We start from the raw sequence: 17,222 nt of genomic DNA on the forward strand, positions 1-17,222 counted from the left end.
GGACGGGACGAGTTGCGAGGAAAGAGGGGCATAGTGTCAGTCGCTGGAGCGTCCGCGGGCAGGCCATTGCTGGCCGTGCGCAACCTGACCAAGTTTTTCGGCACGTTTGCCGCCTGCAACGGGATCGATCTGGACATCCAGCCGGGCGAGATCCATGCGCTTCTCGGTGAGAACGGTGCCGGCAAGTCGACGCTGGTGAAGATGTTGTTCGGCGTGCTCGAGCCGACGGACGGGCAGATCCTCTGGAAGGGTCAGGCGGTTTCGATCGGGAGTCCGAGTGCTGCGCGCAGCCTTGGCATCGGCATGGTGTTTCAGCATTTTTCGCTGTTCGAGGCGCTGACGGTCGCCGAGAACATCGCGCTGTCGCTGCCCCCCAAGATCTCGCTCGCCAAGGTCGCGGAGGAGGCGGCGCGCCTGTCTCGCGTCTATGGCCTGCCGCTCGACCCGAACGCGCACGTCGCCGACCTGTCCGTCGGCGAGCGCCAGCGCATCGAGATCGTCCGCGCGCTGCTGCAGAACCCGCAACTGATCATCCTCGACGAACCGACCTCGGTGCTGACGCCGCAGGAGGCCGACCGGCTGTTCGAGACGCTCGCCAAGCTGAAGGCTGAGGGACGTTCGGTTCTCTACATCAGCCACCGGCTGGAGGAGGTGCAGCGCATCTGCGACCGCGCCACCGTGCTGCGCCATGGCAAGGTGACCGGCGATTGCGATCCGCGGAAGGAGACGCCGGCCTCGCTCGCCCGCATGATGGTCGGAAGCGACGTGGCAACGGTCACGGCGGAAGGCACGCACACCAAGGGCGACGTGCTGCTCGAGGTTGCCCATCTCAGCGTCGCGGCCCGCACGCCCTTCGCTGTCGCACTGAAAGACATCTCGCTCAAGGTGCATGGCGGCGAGGTGCTCGCGATTGCCGGCGTTGCCGGCAACGGCCAGGGCGAACTGTTCGATGCGCTGTCGGGCGAGTTTCCCGTTCGCGATGCCAACGCCGTGCGGATCCGCCAGCAGCCGGTCGGCAGGCATGGCATCACCGCCCGGCGCCTGATGGGCGCGAGCTTCGTCCCGGAAGAGCGTCACGGACATGCCGCCGTCACCGGCCTGTCACTGTCCGACAACCTCGTGCTCGCCCGCAACCAGTCCGACCGCGAAGCGTTCCTGGGGGGCGGTGTGCTTGGCATCATCAAGTCCATGGCGGTCCGGATGACATCCCGGCGGATTTCGGAGGCGATGGACGTGCGCAAGAGCGGCGACGACCCGCTCGCCGGCTCTCTTTCCGGCGGCAATCTGCAAAAATACATCGTCGGCCGCGAGCTCGACCGACAGCCCGCCGTCCTGGTCGTCAACCAGCCGACCTGGGGCGTCGATGCCGGTGCCGCAAGCCGCATCCGCCAGGCGCTCGTCGACCTCGCCAAGGCCGGGTCGGCCGTGCTCGTCATCAGCCAGGATCTCGACGAGATCTTCGAGGTGGCGACGGAGATTGCCGTCATCAGCGAGGGGCGGCTGTCGGCTTCCTATCCGGCCCGCGACATGACGCGCGAAAAGATCGGTCTTCTCATGGGCGGGATGCACGACAAGACAGAAGGCGGGGAGGCCGTCCATGCGCATTGAGCTCGAGAGGCGGCCCACGCCGTCGGTCCTCTACGCCGTTCTTTCCCCGTTTGTCGCGCTGGTGCTGACGGTGATCGCCGGCGGGATCATGTTTGCCCTGCTTGGCAAGGATCCGGTGAGCGCGCTCTACAGCTTCTTCGTCGAACCGCTGCTCGACGTCTGGTCGCTGCATGAGATCGCCATCAAGGCCGCTCCGCTGATCCTGATCGGCGTCGGTCTTTCGGTCTGCTATCGCTCCAACAACTGGAACATCGGCGCTGAAGGGCAGTTCATCATGGGCGCGATCGCCGGTGCGATCGTCCCCGTGGTCTTCCACGAATGGCATTCACCGCTGGTGCTGCCGCTGATGCTGATCTTCGGCATGGTCGGCGGCGCGCTCTATGCCGCGATCCCGGCCTTCCTCAAGGCGAACCTGAATACCAACGAGATCCTGTCGAGCCTGATGCTGGTCTATATCGCCCAGCTCTTCCTCGACTGGATCGTGCGCGGTCCATGGCGCAGCCCGGAAGCCTACAACTTCCCGATCACGCGCGACTTCGCGCCGGAAGCGGTTCTGCCGGAGATCCTGGCCTCCGGCCGCACCAACCTCGGCTTCGTCTTCGCCATCGTTGCGGCCCTGCTTGTGTGGTTCATGATGCGCTACACGCTGAAGGGCTTCGAAATCACGGTGCTCGGCCAGTCGGAGCGGGCCGGGCGCTTCGCCGGCTTCTCGTCGCGCCGGATGATCTGGTTCTCGATGCTGCTGTCGGGGGCGCTTGCGGGGCTCGCCGGCATTTCCGAGGTCAGCGGCAATATCAACAAGCTGCAGCCGATCATTTCGCCCGGCTATGGCTTCACCGCGATCATCGTCGCCTTCCTCGGCCGCCTCAACCCTCTCGGCGTCATCGTCGCCGGACTGGTTTTGGCGCTGACCTATGTGGGCGGCGAGGCGGTGCAGCTGACCCTCAGCGTCTCCGACAAGGTGACGCGCGTGTTCCAGGGGCTGTTGCTGTTCTTCGTGCTCTCGTGCGACACGCTCATTCGATACAAGATCCGGCTCGTCTTCTCCGGCAGGACGGCGGCGGCGGCACAAGGCGGGGCCGAATAATGGGAATTGTCGAAGCGATTCTGCTGACCGTCATCACCGCGGCGACGCCGCTGGTGCTGGCAGCGCTCGGCGAACTGGTGACTGAGCGTGCCGGCGTCCTCAATCTCGGCGTCGAAGGCATGATGATCATGGGCGCCGTGCTCGCCTTCGCAGCGACTAACGCCACGGGCTCTCCCTATATCGGGATTCTTGCCGGGATTGCCGGCGGGGCAGTGTTCTCGCTTCTCTTCGGTTTTCTGACGCTGACGCTGGGGGCCAACCAGGTGGCGACCGGCCTCGCGCTGACCATTCTCGGTCTTGGCGTATCCGGCCAGATCGGTGAGGCCTATGTCGGCATGTCCGGCACGAAGCTGCCGCAGATCACAGTTCCGCTGCTGTCCGACATCCCGTTCTTCGGGCCATTGCTGTTCAAGCAGGACCTGATCTTCTACATCTCGATTGCGCTCGTCGTCGGCGTGAACTGGTACCTGTTCAAGAGCCGTTCGGGGCTGAAGATCCGGGCGATCGGCGACAACCACGCCTCGGCGCACGCGCTTGGTATCGGCGTCATTCGGACCCGCTATCTCGCTGTTCTGTTCGGCGGTGCCTGCGCCGGTCTCGCCGGTGCGCAGCTGTCGCTCGTCTATACGCCGCAATGGGTGGAGAACATGACGGCGGGCCGCGGCTGGATCGCGCTTGCGCTCGTCGTATTCGCCTCCTGGCGGCCGTGGCGCGTGCTGGCCGGCGGCTATCTGTTCGGGGCTGTCTCCATCAGCCAGTTGCACGCCCAGGCGCTCGGGCTCGGGATCCCCTCGCAGTTCCTGTCGGCACTGCCCTATGCGGCCACGGTCGTCGTGCTCGTTCTGATATCGCACAATCGGCGCATGACGCTGATCAACACGCCCGCATCGCTCGGAAAGCCGTTCGTGCCTGATCGATGAACAAGAAAAAGAAACAACGGGAATACCAAATCTCAAACCTATAGGGGTCGAAATGAAAAAACTTCTGCTCGCACTTGCAACCTCGGCCGCGGTTCTCGGTTTTGCCGCTTCCGCAAGCGCCCAGGACAAGACCAAGATCTGCTTCATCTACGTCGGCTCCAAGACGGATGGCGGCTGGACACAGGCGCACGATATCGGCCGCCAGGCGCTGCAGGCCGAGTTCGGCGACAAGATCGAGACGCCGTTCCTCGAAAACGTTCCGGAAGGCCCGGATGCCGAGCGCGCCATCGAGCGCATGGCCCGTTCCGGCTGCGCGCTGGTCTTCACCACCTCGTTCGGCTTCATGGACGCGACGATCAAGGTCGCCGAGAAGTTCCCGGACGTGAAGTTCGAGCACGCGACCGGCTTCAAGTCGGCGCCGAACGTTGCCACCTACAATTCGCGCTTCTATGAAGGCCGCTATATCCAGGGCCAGATCGCCGCGAAGATGTCGCAGAAGGGCGTCGCCGGCTACATCGCGTCCTTCCCGATCCCGGAAGTGGTCATGGGCATCAACGCCTTCGTTCACGGCGCGCAGTCGGTCAACCCCGACTTCAAGGTCAAGGTCATCTGGGCCAACACCTGGTTCGACCCGGGCAAGGAAGCCGACGCTGCGAAGGCCCTGATCGACCAGGGCGTCGACATCCTGACGCAGCACACCGACACCACCGCGCCGATGCAGGTCGCCGCCGAGCGCGGCATCAAGGCCTTCGGCCAGGCCTCCGACATGATCAAGGCGGGCCCGGAGACCCAGCTGACCGCGATCGTCGACACCTGGGGCGCCTACTACATCAAGCGCACCAAGCAGCTGATGGACGGCACCTGGAAGTCGGAACAGATCTGGGACGGCCTGAAGGACGGCATCCTGACGATGGCGCCCTATACCAACATGCCGGATGATGTGAAGAAGATGGCCGAGGAGACCGAAGCCAAGATCAAGTCCGGCGAACTGCATCCCTACACCGGCCCGATCAAGAAGCAGGACGGCTCGGAGTGGCTGAAGGAAGGCGAGAAGGCCGACGACCAGACGCTGCTCGGCATGAACTTCTACATCGCCGGCGTGGACGACAAGCTGCCGCAGTAAGGTCGGTCGATAGCGGCCAACCCGGCCGCGTCAATTGACAGGAGAGACGACAGTGGCCCCTGAAGCGCGATCGCTTCGGGGGCCATTGGCTTGAGGGGACGTCTGCACTCCGCCAAAATTTGTCCGCGATTTTAGGGTGAAAAAGCAATACGGTATGGTTTTTTCCTGAGGCTGACCGGGAGTGAAGAGCGCAAGAGCGCATGCCAGCCCGGCTTTCGGGAATCGCCTTCTCGTTTTATACCTTGGCTAGTCCCCGCTGCGGTCGGGTTGGAACTGGACGTAATCACGGTGGTGGTTGGGTGTCGAGGAGTTGCCTTACCGATTTGATTGAAGCATTGCAGCACGTGCATCGAGGGATGGGCGGCGGCAGGGAGAGGATAGGATCGATTGCGCAAGGGGCTGCTCGAAACCGTCATCACAGGGGCAAACGCGCGGACCAGTCACGCGCAGGTCGTCAACGAACTGGGACGCTCCATCGTCGCTGGCGAGTTTCCGGTCGGATCGACCCTGCCGGGAGACGCTGAACTCGCCGCTCGCTTCAGGGTATCGCGGACGGTGTTGCGCGAGGCGATGAAGACGCTGGCTGCCAAGGGGCTGATCGTGCCCCGGGCGCGGGTCGGCACCCGTGTCACGCCGCGGGCGCAATGGAACCTGTTCGACAGCGACATCCTGACCTGGCAGCTTGCGAAAGGCGTCGACGAGGCTTTCCTGCTGGATCTCAGCGAGGTCCGGCTGGCTTTCGAGCCGCATGCCGCCGCTCTTGCTGCGCGGTTTGCCACGGATGCCGATATCAGCCACATGATGCGCCTCGCCATGGCGATGGGAGATCCTGAGCATACGGCGGAAACGCTGGCCATGGCCGATCTGAAATTTCACCTGAGCGTGCTCGAGGCGTCCCGCAACCCCTTCTTTCGCACGATCGGAAGCCTGATCGAGGCGGCGCTGGTCGGCGTTTTCCGGCTCAGTTCGCCGGCCCGGGATCGCAGCAAGATCGACGATGTCGCCGTCTCTCACATCCGCATTGTCGAGGAAATCCGCCGCCGCGACGAAACGGGCGCCCGTCGCGCAATGGAGAATGTCATTCGCGTGGGCCGCGAACGCGTCGTCGATGCACTGAACGATCGCAGTCAGCCGCGGGTTCCCTGACATCGGCTTCGGTCGGACGAAAACCAATCTGACGGTTCTGCTGGAACGTTCAGAACGCCGGCCGAGTGGATCTGCGCTCGCGCCGCTCAGTCGTCATTGCTGGCATTCAGGTCCTCGGGCCGCAGGCCGTCCTCGGCGTGGTGCTCGACCTGTGCCGCTCCCATCGACTGATAGAGGTTGAACAGCGCCTCGCTGGCGCGCGAGGCATAGCGGAACAACTCGGCATTTCCGGCGATGGCGGGATGGTGCAGGAGGTGCTGGTCCAGAAGGTCGAGCACGATCGAAGCCGTGTGGGTAGCCTCATGGAAGCCGGTGGTGCCCGGTGAATTGCGGGCGAGAAGCTCGGCAGTGGTGCTCTGCTTCACGCGTGCCAGTTCCTTCACCAGCTTCAGGCGTTCGTCTTCGAGTTCGGCATCGCTGCTTTCGATCATGGCTGACAGTCTTGCACAGCCTCGCCAGCCTGTCGAGCGCATGTCTGCGCAAGCGGGCCCTGCGCAGACCAAGCCCCCCCGAACTTCAGATTTGGGTCCGGCTGACGCCGATCACGATCGACAGGAACTTGTCGCGAACCCGGTGCCGACGTTCGGAGAGCCATGCTCTAGAAGCGCGGCGAGGCTTCGTCATGGTGCTGTGGACGTTGCTGCTGGCGCTGCCGCCGCATGCCGTAGGCGAGCGCGAGACCCAGCACGGCGGAACCGAGAACGATGGCCAACAATGCAAGAAAATTTTCCATGACATGCTCCTCCCTTGACAAGGATAGCATGCGTGGCCGGTGGGCGGGAAGCCGCGGGCAAGGCGCGCCTTCGGGACGAGCCGGGTTGGCCACGTCGGGATGGACGATTGCGGGCTCGCGCGCCTTGATGGGTGACCTCGGCCAAGGTTCGGGCGCACGCGAATACGAGATGCCGCGCTGCCAAAGCATGTCGCGCAAAAGTGTGCAGCGGTTTTGTGAAAACGACATGCGTAAAACAAGGACTTAAAGCGCGGGAAGCGAATCCGAAGGATCGCGACCCGCTTTAGTAGCCCCCGCTGCCTCCGCCCATGCCTCCGCCGCCGTCCGCGGATTTGCCTTCATGGCCTTGGGCCGGGGTGGTGCTGAAGGTATTGGCCCGTTCGCTTGCACAACCGGCAAGCGACAGCAGGACCAGTGCAACGGCGGCACTCAGAACGCGGTGGGTCATCTAAGCCTCCAGTGCCGCGGCAAGCGGCGAGGCGATTGTCCTCCCTTGGTGCATCGGAGACAATCCCTCGCGGGATCCGCACCGTGCGTTCTGGATCGCCCCGGCCTTGGGCCAGCGCCCACCAGAATGGCCGGCATGAGCGCATGCAGCTGACAGTCAAAAAGGATGACACCCGCGCGGGCGGGACAATTAGAAAATGGTCGGAGCGGCGGGATTCGAACCCACGACCCCTTGACCCCCAGTCAAGTGCGCTACCGGGCTGCGCTACGCTCCGAACCGTCGCAACCCCTATAGGCTCGATGCCGGGGATGCAAGGGGCAATTTCACCTATGCCAACAAATTGCGAGGATGATCCCGCTACGGGCGCGACGGACGCTGTGAGGATGGCGCTCGGCCACGGCGAGACCAAAGCGTGTCTGCCGGATAGCCGCCACTCCGCGATGAAAAGATACACGAATTCAAGAGTTCTGAAGCGTAGAAGCCGAGATGGTCACAAGTTGCGGCGGTGCCTTACGTGACAAGGCTGCGGTAGATCGCCTCGGTCTCCGTGATCATGCGGTGCAGATCGTAGTCGTTCATGCGCAAGCGCGCGGCCATGGCGTAGCGCTGCAGGCGTGAAGGCTCTGCGAGCCCGACCATCGCGCTTGCCAGCGGGTGAGGGGTGTCATCGTTGGCAACCAGAATGCCGTTGCAGCCGTGCTCAAGCACGGTCGATGCGCCGCCGACATCGGTGAGAATCAGTGGTTTTGCTGCGGCGGCCGCCTCCAGCATGACGTAGGACATCGCTTCGTAGCGGCTCGGCATGACGATCGCATCGACCGCATCGATTGCCTCCGGGCCGGTGTAACGATGTGTCAGATGAATCCGTGCGCCGGCCGGGCTTTGGTCGATCCGACTGCGCACCAGGTCCTCCAGCTCTCCGGTGCCGACCATAAGAAGATGCGCCTCCGGCAGTTTCGCTGCGGCTATCGTGAAGGCGTCAACCAGGCGTTCGGGCGCCTTCTGCGGCGACAGGCGGCCGACAAAGCCGAAGACGAAGGATTCGGCGGGAATGGCGAGCGCCTGCCGGATCGTGCCGCGCAGCCCGCCCGGCGGGGTATCCACGCCATTGACGACGATCGACAGCTTCCTGCGTGGTATGCCGATCGCGCGGGCATGGGCGTATTCGTCGGCAGAGACGCAGATCACGCGGTCGGTGAAAAATCGTCCGAGGCATGTCTCGATCGTGCCGTAGACGATCCTGCCGCCCTTGCCCAAGGTAGGATCCATCGTCCGAAACGCATGCGGGGTATAGACCCGCGGTGGATGACGGCCCGGCAGCCGGATCCGCGCGAGCGCGCCGGCTTTCGAGCTGTGGCCGTGGATGGCGTCGAACGGGCCGTGCTTCCGCATCAGGCGGCGCAGATTGGCAAAGGCGCCGAAGTCGCACAAGCCCGGCGAGCGGGCCATGTCGAGCAGGTGGATGCCGTCGAGGCCAAGCGAGGCGAGTTCGCCGACGAAGCGCTCCTCGGCGCGTCGCGGCGAATAGACCGCGTGAATCGTGTGGCCGCGCTGCTTGAGCCCGCGACATAGGTCGATGAAATGGCGCCCGGAGCCGCCGCCGCTTGGTTCGAGCACCTGCATCAGGCGCAGGGGCCGCGTCGCCCTGTCGCTATGCCGGTCCATGATCGTTTCGCTGGTTCGGCCTGAAGCGCTTGCGGTTGCGGTGCTCGAGGGCGAAACAGCCCCAGAGAATGCCGACGATGAGATAGAAGTGACGCCAGTGATCGGTGTCGATGACGAAGCCGATCGCCGTGTGACCGACAAAGGCGATGTAGGCGATCATCAGATAGGGCTGCCAGGGACGGTTCAGAAGCAGGTTGCGGAAGCCGGCCCAGAGCGTCCAGCTCACCAGCGTCAGGTAGCAGAGAAAACCCAGCCAGCCGTAGCTGGTCAGCGACTTCAGCCAGATGTTGTGCTCGTCCTCGGGGAAGATCGTGCTGAACACCATGGGGCCGATGCCGAGCGGATGTTCCATCGACATCAGGAAGCCGAGGCGGTGCCGGGCGAAGCGGCCGAGATGGCCGCCGTCGTACTCCTGTACCAGCTGGGTGCGGCTGGAAAACAGCTCGGCGATCTGCGGAACCTGCAAGGCAATGACGAGGCCGATCACCATGAGCCCGACAGCCGAAACGCTGAGCACAAGTATTTTCAGCCGGAAGGCCCCGGTGCGCTCCTTGAGCAGCATCACGAAGACCAGCGCGACCGCCGAAAACAGAAACAACGCCCAGGCCGCGCGCGAGAACGAGAGGAACAATGCGAGCGCGATGATGAGAAGCCCGACAATGTTCAGCGGTGCCCGTGTCAGCCGATTGGCGAGCAGGCCATGCATCAGATAGAGGGCGGGGGCGACGAGAAAGGGACCGAAGACGTTCGGATCCTGAAACGCGCCCTTTGCACGATCATAGAGCGTGAAGGCTTCGCTGCCGGGAAAGGCGTTGAAATAGCCGAGGATGCCGAGCGTGGCCGTGATCAGCGCGCTTGCGACCCATGCGCGAAACATCAGCTGCAGCCGCTGCGGCTTCGCCTCGATGATCGCGGCGAAGAAGACGGACGACAGTGCGAGGAACAGCGAGACGGCGACATACATCGGGCCGTCGGCCATGTCGGTCATGACCGTCAGCGACAGCATGCCGCCGATGTTGAAGGTCAAGAGCAGCGCCAGAAGCGGTGCGACGCTGCGCGAGATCCGCAGCCCGAGGATCGCCCAGACGCCGATCAGCCCCGCCATGAAGAGCTCGTAGGGCGCCGGTTCGGATATGACGAAACCGGACAGGAACACGCCGATGGTCACGAGCGCAGAGGCGATCATGCCGATGGCGGCAAGCCGCGGCCGCAGCGGCGGGGACAAGGGCAGGACCGCGGCGCTCAATACGCGTTTTCCGTATTGAGCAGCCGGATCGGCGTCAGGAGCAGGATCTTCAGGTCGAACAGCAGCGACCAGTTCTCGATGTAGTAGAGGTCGAACTCGGTGCGGTAGCGGATCTTGTCGTCATGGTCGATCTCGCCGCGCCATCCGTTGATCTGGGCCCAGCCGGTGACGCCCGGTTTCACCCGGTGTCGGGCAAAGTAGCCTTCGACGATGTCGACGTACTTGCGGTCGTGCGACTGCGCCTGGATGGCGTGCGGGCGCGGACCGACAAGCGACAGTTCGCCCTTGAGCACGTTGAAGAGCTGCGGCAGTTCGTCAATCGAGGACTTGCGCAGGAAGCGTCCGACCGGGGTCACCCGTGGGTCTCCCTTGGTGACGGCGGCCCTTGCGGTCGGATCGGACATGTTGGCGTACATCGAGCGGAATTTGTAGACCTCGATGATCTCGTTGTTGAAGCCGTGTCGCTTCTGCTTGAAGATGATCGGTCCGGGCGAGGTCAGCTTGACGGCGAGGGCTGCGCCGATGAAGACCGGCCACAGCAGCAGAAGCGCCAGCAGGCTGAAGCCGATGTCGAAGATGCGCTTTGCCACCGAATCCCAGTCGGCGATCGGCCTGTCGAAGATGTCAAGGAGCGGGACGTTGCCAACTTGCGAATAGCTGCGGGGACGGAAGCGAAGGCCATTGGAATGCGCCGCCAGGCGGATGTCGACAGGCAGCACCCAGAGCTTGCGCAACAGCGACAGGATGCGCGTCTCTGCCGAGAGCGGCAGCGAGATGATGAGCATGTCGATCCGGGCCAGCCGCGCAAATTCGACCAGCTCCGCTATCGTTCCGAGCTTCGGATAGCCGGCCACGATCGAGGGGGATCGGCGCTCGTCTCGGTCGTCGAAGATACCGCAGATGCGGATGTCGTTGTCCGGCTGGCGCTCCAGCGCGCGGATCAGCTCCTTGGCCGGTTCACCGCCGCCGGCAATCACGGCACGGCGCTCCATCGTGCCGTTCCGGGCCCAGCGGCGGATCGAGTAGGCGATCAGCTGCCGCTCCGCCACGAGATAGATAGCGCCGAACACGAACCAGAGCATGAACCAGACACGGGAGGTGTTTTCGGCGACCTTGAAAAAGAAAAGCGCGAGCGCCATCGTCGCGAACGCAATTGCCCAGGCGCCGAGCAACCGGGGCGTCATCCTCCAGGCCGCTCTTAGCGACGGGATCTGGTAGGTATCGGCCAGATGTAGCAGCAGGACGCCCAACGCCGAGCCGGCCGCGACCACGCCGATGTAGAACAGCATCATGTCCAGCGACGGGGCGACGTAGAAGCTCGTGATGCCATAGCCGATGGCAAACAGCGCCGTGAACTCCAACAGCCGCAGCAGCCCCGTGATCATGTTCGGCGAGTAATTTTCCGCGCGAAACTGCAGGGCGATTTGCTGGGCGAGCGGGTTCAGTTCGACCGTCTTGCCGCCATCCTGCTCCTCGGCCGCGACACCCGGTTCGATGGTGCGCACTTCGGAAACCTTGCGCCGGATCCGTTCCGGGTCGAAGGTGTCTGGCTTGTCAATACGGGTCATGGCATGCATCCGGCTCGATCATGCGCACCGGATAGCAGAAAGCCCCTAAGAAACCGCTTACGCGAGGTTGGGCGAGACCGTACAACCTGCCTTGCAGCCAGGGCGTGGCAGAAGTTCGCGGTAGAGCCTCATCATCGACGAAGCCATGACCGAGGCGGAAAACTTCCCCTTGAAGCAAATCGGCTCCGGCATCACCTGGGCCCGCCACTTCGGGTCGGTCACTGAGCGGGCCATCGTCGCTGCGAGCGCGTCGGCATCGGCGGGTTCGGCCAATGCGATGTTGCCGTGGCCGAGCGCTTCCGGGATACCCCCGACGCGGCTCGCGATCACCGGCACATTGGCGGCGAGCGCCTCGAGCACGATATAGGGCATGGATTCCGCCCGCGACGGGACGACGACCGCGCGCGTCATCGCAAACGCCGCGCGTGCCTTCATGGCCGGCATCATTGCGATCCGCCGCCCAAGACCGAGACGCAGCATCGTCTGTTCGTATTTCTCTTTGTCCGGCCCGTCGCCGATCATCAATGCCGAAAGCGGCCGACCAACCCGCCGCTCCGTCCTGGCGAAGGCATCGATGAAGACGTCCGGCCCCTTCAGGTCGCGGAGCATGCCGATATAGAGGAAATCGGCCGCGCCCTCCTGCGGATAAATGGTGTCGAAATCGCGGTCGCTGATGCCGTTATAGATGCGCTCGCTTCGGCAGCGGGGCTTGCCGACCTTGGCAACGTAGGTTTGGCGCTCGAAATCACAGACGAACACGAGGGCGTCGGTGAAGGATTCGAGCAGCCGCTCGGTAAGCAGCACGGCATTTCCCGTCATCGTGGCGCGGGAGTAATGCAGGCTGCCGCCATGCGGCGAATAGAGGCGGGCTACGCGATACCTGTTCACCCGCAACGCCGAGCCGATGAGCCGGGCAATGGCGCCGCCCTTGGCGCCGTGCCCGTGGAGCACATCCGGCTGCAAACTTCTTATTTCACGATAGCTGCCCCACAGCGCCCGCAGGTCGCCAGGACTGACCGAGCGGCGGATCGGCAACCGGAAGATCCCCAGCGACAGAAACGGCCGGATCTGGTCGAATAACGCCTCCTCATAGGCGCCGCCGGTGCTGCTGTCGCAGACTATACCGACTTCGTGGCCCTGCCGGGCATGGTATTCCGCGAGGTCGCGCACGTGCCGGAAAATCCCGCCGACCGGGGAGCGGAAGCAGTGGATGATGCGCAGTGGAGGCTCGCTCGCCATGGACGTCAGAACAGCCGTTCGCGGACATAGATCGTGTCGCCGGCCATGATCGGATCGGAGATCGAGACGCGGCCGGTGATGATCTTGCCGTTGATCTTGCGCGTAACGTCGACATTGGCCTGGTTCGCTCGCGGCGAGAAGCCGCCGGCGACGGCGATTGCGTTCTGCACCGTCATGCCTGCGACGTAGCTGTATTGGCCTGCTTGGCCGACTTCACCCATGATGTAGATGGCGCGATAGTTGGCCACTTCGATGGAAACGTCCGGATCGCGCAGATATCCCTGCCGCAGCTTGCCGGCGATGATGCTCTCCATCTCCTGGATGGTGTTGCCGCGCGCAGGCACGGACCCGATCAGCGGAAACGCGATGTAGCCGGCCTGGTCCACCAGGTAGGTGTTGGTGAGGTTCGCCTGATCGAACACGGTGACGCGCAACCGGTCGCCGCTGTCGAGCCGATAGGGCTGGATCGTCGCCTCCTGGAAGGCTTTCGGGGCGGGGCGATAGCCGCTGCAGCCGGCGACGATGGCCGGTGCGAGCGCTGCCGCTGCTATGATCGCGACTCTGATTGTCCTTGCGAAAGCCATTTCGCCCTTGCCTGCCGGAAGTGCCTCGTTTCGCTCATCGTTATCGATCCGTTAGGGTTAATGGCCGGTAAATTCCGCCGCGGGCGGATGGCGATTTCTCTGATAGCGGATCTGGCCGGTTGTGATTGGTGCCTGACATTAACGCTTGGGTTACCATGATTGTTTACCGTGCGCGTGAAGTTGCGTGTTCATGGAGTAGTGGATGTCTGGCGGTTACGGAGCGCAGGACGATGTCGATATCGACCTCGGCGGCCTGGTGCGGGCGATCTGGCGCCGCCGTCGGCAGGTGTTGCTGGCCACTGTCGCCGCCGCCGGCCTCGCGTTCGGTGTCGCCAGCCTGATCGCGCCGACCTATCGCAGCGAAACCCGCCTGCTGATCGAGGGGCGCGAGCCCGAGTTCACGACAAGCGCGGACCGCAGTGCCGGGCGTGAGCCGGCGGTCGACGAACTGGGCGTGGCCAGCCAGGTGCAGTTGCTGAAGTCCGCAGACCTCATCAAACAGGTCGCCCGCGACATGAAGCTCTATGAGCTGCCGGAATTCGATCCGACCGCCAACCCCTCCGCCCTGTCCGACATCCTGGTGGCATTCGGCTTGAAGAAGAATCCGCTCGACTTGCCGCCGGAAGAGCGCGTGCTGAAGGAATTCCAGGAAAAGCTGGTCGTTTACCAGGCGGAAAAATCGCGGGTCGTCGCGATCGAGTTTACCTCCCGGGATCCGATGCTCGCCGCCGCAATCCCCAACGAGATGGCTAAAGTCTACCTCTCGCTGCAGAGCGGTGCGAAGCTCGACAGCAACACGGAGGCGACGCGCTGGCTGGAGCCGGAGATCGCCAACCTGCGGGAGAAGGTGCGCGAGGCGGAGGAGAAGGTGGCGAAGTACCGCTCCAGTTCCGACCTGCTGCCCACCGGCGAGAATACCACCTTCGCCGTGAAGCAGCTGAACGACATTTCCACCGAGCTGGCGCGGGTGCGCACGGAAAAGGCGACGGCCGAGGCGAGGGCCGAAAGCGTGCGCGCGGTGCTGAAGACCGGCGGCGAGCCGGACACGCTGAGCGATGTTGTCGGTTCCCAGATGATCCAGCGGCTGAAGGAGACCGAGGCGCAACTGCAAGGCCAGATCTCCGACCTTTCGACGTCGCTGCTCGATCAGCACCCGCGTCTGAAGGGACTGCGCTCGCAACTCGCCGGGATTCGCGGCCAGATCAAGACCGAGACGACCAAGATCCTGGCGAGCCTTGAGAACGAGGCCAAGGTCGCCCGCCTGCGCGAGCAGCAGCTGGTGCAGCAACTCAACACGCTGAAGGCCGATTCGGCGCGCGCGGGCGAGGACGAGGTGGGGTTGAAGGCGCTGGAACGCGAAGCGACGGCGCAGCGGCAGCTGCTGGAGACCTATCTGGCGCGCTACCGCGAAGCGGCCTCGCGCACCGGCGCCAACGCGACGCCCGCGGATGCCCGGATCATCTCGGCGGCCGTGCCGCCGACCGAGCGGCAGTTCCCGAAGGTGCTGCCGGTCACGATCGTCGGCGGCATGGCGGGGTTCCTCCTGTCTGTCGTTGCCATCATGCTCGGAGAACTGTTCAGCGGGCGTGCGCTCAAGCCCGTTTCGCCGACCCATCAGGAACCCGAGACCAACTTCTGGGACGAACCGTTGCAAGAGGCGCGCGAAGCCCCGCGTGCCGACGTGGCGGCGGCACGGCGCGCATTGTCGGAAACGGATCTTGCTGCGCAAGCCGACGCTTCGGTCGGGCCGTCTCTGCTGGCCGCATTCGACGCAGACGTGCCCGAGGAATTGCATGGCCAGGACACGCAGCCTTCTGGCGGTGATGAAGGCGACGAGGATTTCACGGTCGCAGCGGTGGCGCGCCATCTGATCGAGACCGCTGTGCCAATAGCAATCGTCGTCTCGCCGTCCGGCGATCCCGGCTCGTCTGCCACCGTGGCGCTGGCGCGGACCATCTCGGATAGCGGGCGAAAGACCGTGCTGGTCGACCTGACCGGTTCGGCATGCCCGACCCGGCTGATGGCGGCGACGACGTGGCTACCGGGGATCACCGATCTGCTCGTCGGTGATGCGGCGTTCTCGGACATCATTCACGGCGACGAAGGGTCGAAGGCACACATCGTTGCGCGCGGCAACGCAAACATCAAACGGGCGATGCGCGGCATCGACCGGCTGTCGATGATCATCGACGCGCTGGCGGATGCCTACGACACGGTGCTCGTCGAATGTGGGGCGGCGGAGGTGGAGGGCGTCCGCCGGCTGACCCGGTCCGGCAAGGCGGAGATCATACTTTCGATCCCCGGTGCCGACGAGGACCGGCTTGTCGAGCTTATCGAAACCTTTGGCGATGCCGGATACAGCGAGATCGTGCTGATGACCGGCAGTGTGCACCCGCCCTATCCGGGGCGTCAGGCGGCCTGAGCGGTCGACTTACCCGCCTGGCCTCAGTTCAAGTCCCGGTCGCCGGGGCTCTCGCTGAGATCTGGGGTGCCCGCGCGAAGGCGTTGTACGAAGCCGTACAGTCGGGGACTCTGCTTGATGGCACGCTTGGCGCTCGCCTTGGCGCGGTGCAGCACCGCCACCGCTCTGCCTGCGGCCGTTGTCGGCCAGAGCAGGTCGTGCTGAAACGTCTCGGTGTTGCACCAGGAACGCTTGTACGCCTGATCGCCGATGCCGAAATCGAACAAGGCGACGCCCTCGCCACAGAGCTTTCTGATCATCAGGTGGAACAGGAATTCACCGGGACTGGTTTCGGGCGCCAACGTCTCATCGATCGAGCCGAACTGGCAGATGACGTGGTCGCCTTTGCGCGAAAGACCAGCGATGGCAATGATCTTGCCCTGGTCGTCACCGCTTCTGATCCGCAGCGCGTGCAGTTGCAGGGCATAGGCGTCTTTCGTTGCCGGAATGCGGGCCAGGGCGCGGAAGAAGGCCTGCGTTTCCTCGTCCCGAAACACGTTGGGCAATCCCAGGGCCTCGAAGCGCGCCGCCTTCTGCTGGAAGAACCGGTCAAGCGTGGCGCCGGCGTCGCCCGGTGTTTCGGCAATGAAGTGCTGATACCCGCCGAGTGCCTCCAGCCGGCGCTCGGATTGGCGGAACTTCTTGCGCCGTCGCTTGGCGTTCACCTGTGCAAGCGTCTGATCGAAGTCCGCAAGAAGCGGCAACTGGTAGGCCGCATTCTGATTCAACACGGCGGGAAGGCGCGAGAACGGATGCTCATGCCCGCGCCAGCGAAGCGGCATGTTCTCCAGCATGAACAGGTCGAAATGGCGGGAGAACTGCCAGCGTGCCTGGTCGAGCGCCCGGCGCAGCATCGCCGGAGTTACCAGCGACCGGAAGCTTTCCGTGTAGAGGCCGGTATTGATGTTGCTGAAACGCGAGCCGAGGAAGCGCGCCGTGCGCACCGGGCCCCGGCGCACGATTTCCAGCGGCATGATGAGCTCCGTCCGGCCCGCATGAACGCCTTCGACGATCAGCAGGCGGCTGTCGTGCGTCTGAGCCCAGGCGCGGCACCAGTCATAGCTCTGGTGCAGCGAAAGGTCGCCGCCCGTCTCCAGCCGCCGCCACGTCGCCTCGAGCGGCTCCATCCGGTTGTGCAACTGGATCGTAAACGGAATGACGGACGCACGCCGGCCGGCACCGGGGGCATAGCGCGCTAGCCTGCCGAGAACCTCCCCGTCCGCAGGCATGACCTGGAAATCAAGCTGCATTGCACGCATGTCCAGCCCCATTGCATCCCCTCACGGCTACGCTGCCGCTGCCGACCTTACGCGGGCATGATCGGTAAGTGGTTTACGTCCGCGAGCGTGGCGTGATCTGTCCGGCAAAAATCGCCGCCAGGGTTAGCGGGAGGC

At 64.1% G+C, this 17,222-nt stretch carries 15 protein-coding genes and 1 tRNA gene; 6 read left to right on the plus strand and 10 right to left on the minus strand.

Annotation, left to right across the window (positions count from 1 at the left end; genetic code table 11):
• Positions 1-33 precede the first annotated feature (33 nt).
• The 5 genes from JNC62_RS06340 (at position 34) to JNC62_RS06360 (ending at position 5,884) form a co-directional block, all read left to right on the plus strand.
• Entirely contained in the window at positions 34-1,608 is a 1,575-nt protein-coding gene (locus JNC62_RS06340; protein ID WP_374837045.1) for an ABC transporter ATP-binding protein, read from the plus strand.
• Positions 1,598-2,695 (plus strand): ABC transporter permease, encoded by a 1,098-nt coding sequence (locus tag JNC62_RS06345; RefSeq protein ID WP_374837047.1) that lies wholly within the window; start codon positions 1,598-1,600, stop codon positions 2,693-2,695. The genes JNC62_RS06340 and JNC62_RS06345 overlap by 11 nt, the downstream gene beginning before the upstream one ends.
• A complete protein-coding gene (locus JNC62_RS06350; RefSeq protein ID WP_374837049.1) occupies positions 2,695-3,615 on the plus strand; it encodes an ABC transporter permease in 921 nt (306 codons plus the stop codon). The genes JNC62_RS06345 and JNC62_RS06350 overlap by 1 nt, the downstream gene beginning before the upstream one ends.
• 52 nt (positions 3,616-3,667) lie before the next feature.
• Positions 3,668-4,738 (plus strand): BMP family ABC transporter substrate-binding protein, encoded by a 1,071-nt coding sequence (locus JNC62_RS06355; RefSeq protein ID WP_374837051.1) that lies wholly within the window; start codon positions 3,668-3,670, stop codon positions 4,736-4,738.
• A 387-nt stretch (positions 4,739-5,125) separates the two neighbouring features.
• Positions 5,126-5,884 carry a FadR/GntR family transcriptional regulator gene (locus tag JNC62_RS06360; RefSeq protein WP_374837052.1) on the plus strand — a complete coding sequence of 253 codons (759 nt, stop codon included), beginning with the start codon at positions 5,126-5,128 and terminating at the stop codon, positions 5,882-5,884.
• 86 nt (positions 5,885-5,970) lie between these two features.
• Here JNC62_RS06360 and JNC62_RS06365 read toward each other — a convergent pair whose 3' ends face one another.
• The 9 genes from JNC62_RS06365 to JNC62_RS06405 form a co-directional block, all read right to left on the minus strand.
• Entirely contained in the window at positions 5,971-6,315 is a 345-nt protein-coding gene (locus JNC62_RS06365) for a hypothetical protein (RefSeq protein WP_374837054.1), read from the minus strand.
• Between the two features lie 167 nt (positions 6,316-6,482).
• Positions 6,483-6,617: a hypothetical protein gene (locus JNC62_RS06370; protein ID WP_374837055.1), complete on the minus strand. Its 135-nt coding sequence runs from the start codon at positions 6,615-6,617 to the stop codon at positions 6,483-6,485.
• 283 nt (positions 6,618-6,900) lie between these two features.
• Positions 6,901-7,065 carry a hypothetical protein gene (locus JNC62_RS06375; protein WP_374837057.1) on the minus strand — a complete coding sequence of 55 codons (165 nt, stop codon included), beginning with the start codon at positions 7,063-7,065 and terminating at the stop codon, positions 6,901-6,903.
• Between the two features lie 197 nt (positions 7,066-7,262).
• Positions 7,263-7,339 (minus strand) — tRNA-Pro (locus JNC62_RS06380).
• Positions 7,340-7,575: 236 nt separating this feature from the next.
• Entirely contained in the window at positions 7,576-8,730 is a 1,155-nt protein-coding gene (locus JNC62_RS06385; protein ID WP_374837059.1) for a glycosyltransferase, read from the minus strand.
• Positions 8,717-9,916 (minus strand): O-antigen ligase family protein, encoded by a 1,200-nt coding sequence (locus tag JNC62_RS06390; RefSeq protein WP_374837437.1) that lies wholly within the window; start codon positions 9,914-9,916, stop codon positions 8,717-8,719. The genes JNC62_RS06385 and JNC62_RS06390 overlap by 14 nt, the downstream gene beginning before the upstream one ends.
• A 56-nt stretch (positions 9,917-9,972) precedes the next feature.
• Positions 9,973-11,544, minus strand: a complete 1,572-nt coding sequence (locus JNC62_RS06395; RefSeq protein WP_374837061.1) for an undecaprenyl-phosphate glucose phosphotransferase — start codon at positions 11,542-11,544, stop codon at positions 9,973-9,975.
• 57 nt (positions 11,545-11,601) lie between these two features.
• Positions 11,602-12,783, minus strand: coding sequence for a glycosyltransferase family 4 protein (locus JNC62_RS06400; protein ID WP_374837063.1), 1,182 nt, complete (start codon positions 12,781-12,783; stop codon positions 11,602-11,604).
• Positions 12,784-12,788: 5 nt separating this feature from the next.
• The gene (locus JNC62_RS06405; RefSeq protein WP_374837065.1) at positions 12,789-13,367 is read right to left on the minus strand and encodes a polysaccharide biosynthesis/export family protein; all 579 of its coding nucleotides are present in this window, start codon (positions 13,365-13,367) and stop codon (positions 12,789-12,791) included.
• 202 nt (positions 13,368-13,569) lie between these two features.
• On the opposite strand from JNC62_RS06405, the gene JNC62_RS06410 reads away from it, so the two are divergent.
• The gene (locus JNC62_RS06410) at positions 13,570-15,789 is read left to right on the plus strand and encodes a Wzz/FepE/Etk N-terminal domain-containing protein (RefSeq protein WP_374837066.1); all 2,220 of its coding nucleotides are present in this window, start codon (positions 13,570-13,572) and stop codon (positions 15,787-15,789) included.
• A 23-nt stretch (positions 15,790-15,812) separates the two neighbouring features.
• Here the strand turns inward: JNC62_RS06410 and JNC62_RS06415 are convergent, their stop codons facing one another.
• A complete protein-coding gene (locus tag JNC62_RS06415) occupies positions 15,813-17,087 on the minus strand; it encodes a GNAT family N-acetyltransferase (RefSeq protein WP_374837068.1) in 1,275 nt (424 codons plus the stop codon).
• Positions 17,088-17,222: the final 135 nt, after the last annotated feature.

This window comes from Mycoplana ramosa (genome assembly GCF_041930185.1).
Taxonomy (GTDB): Bacteria; Pseudomonadota; Alphaproteobacteria; order Rhizobiales; family Rhizobiaceae; genus Mycoplana; species Mycoplana ramosa.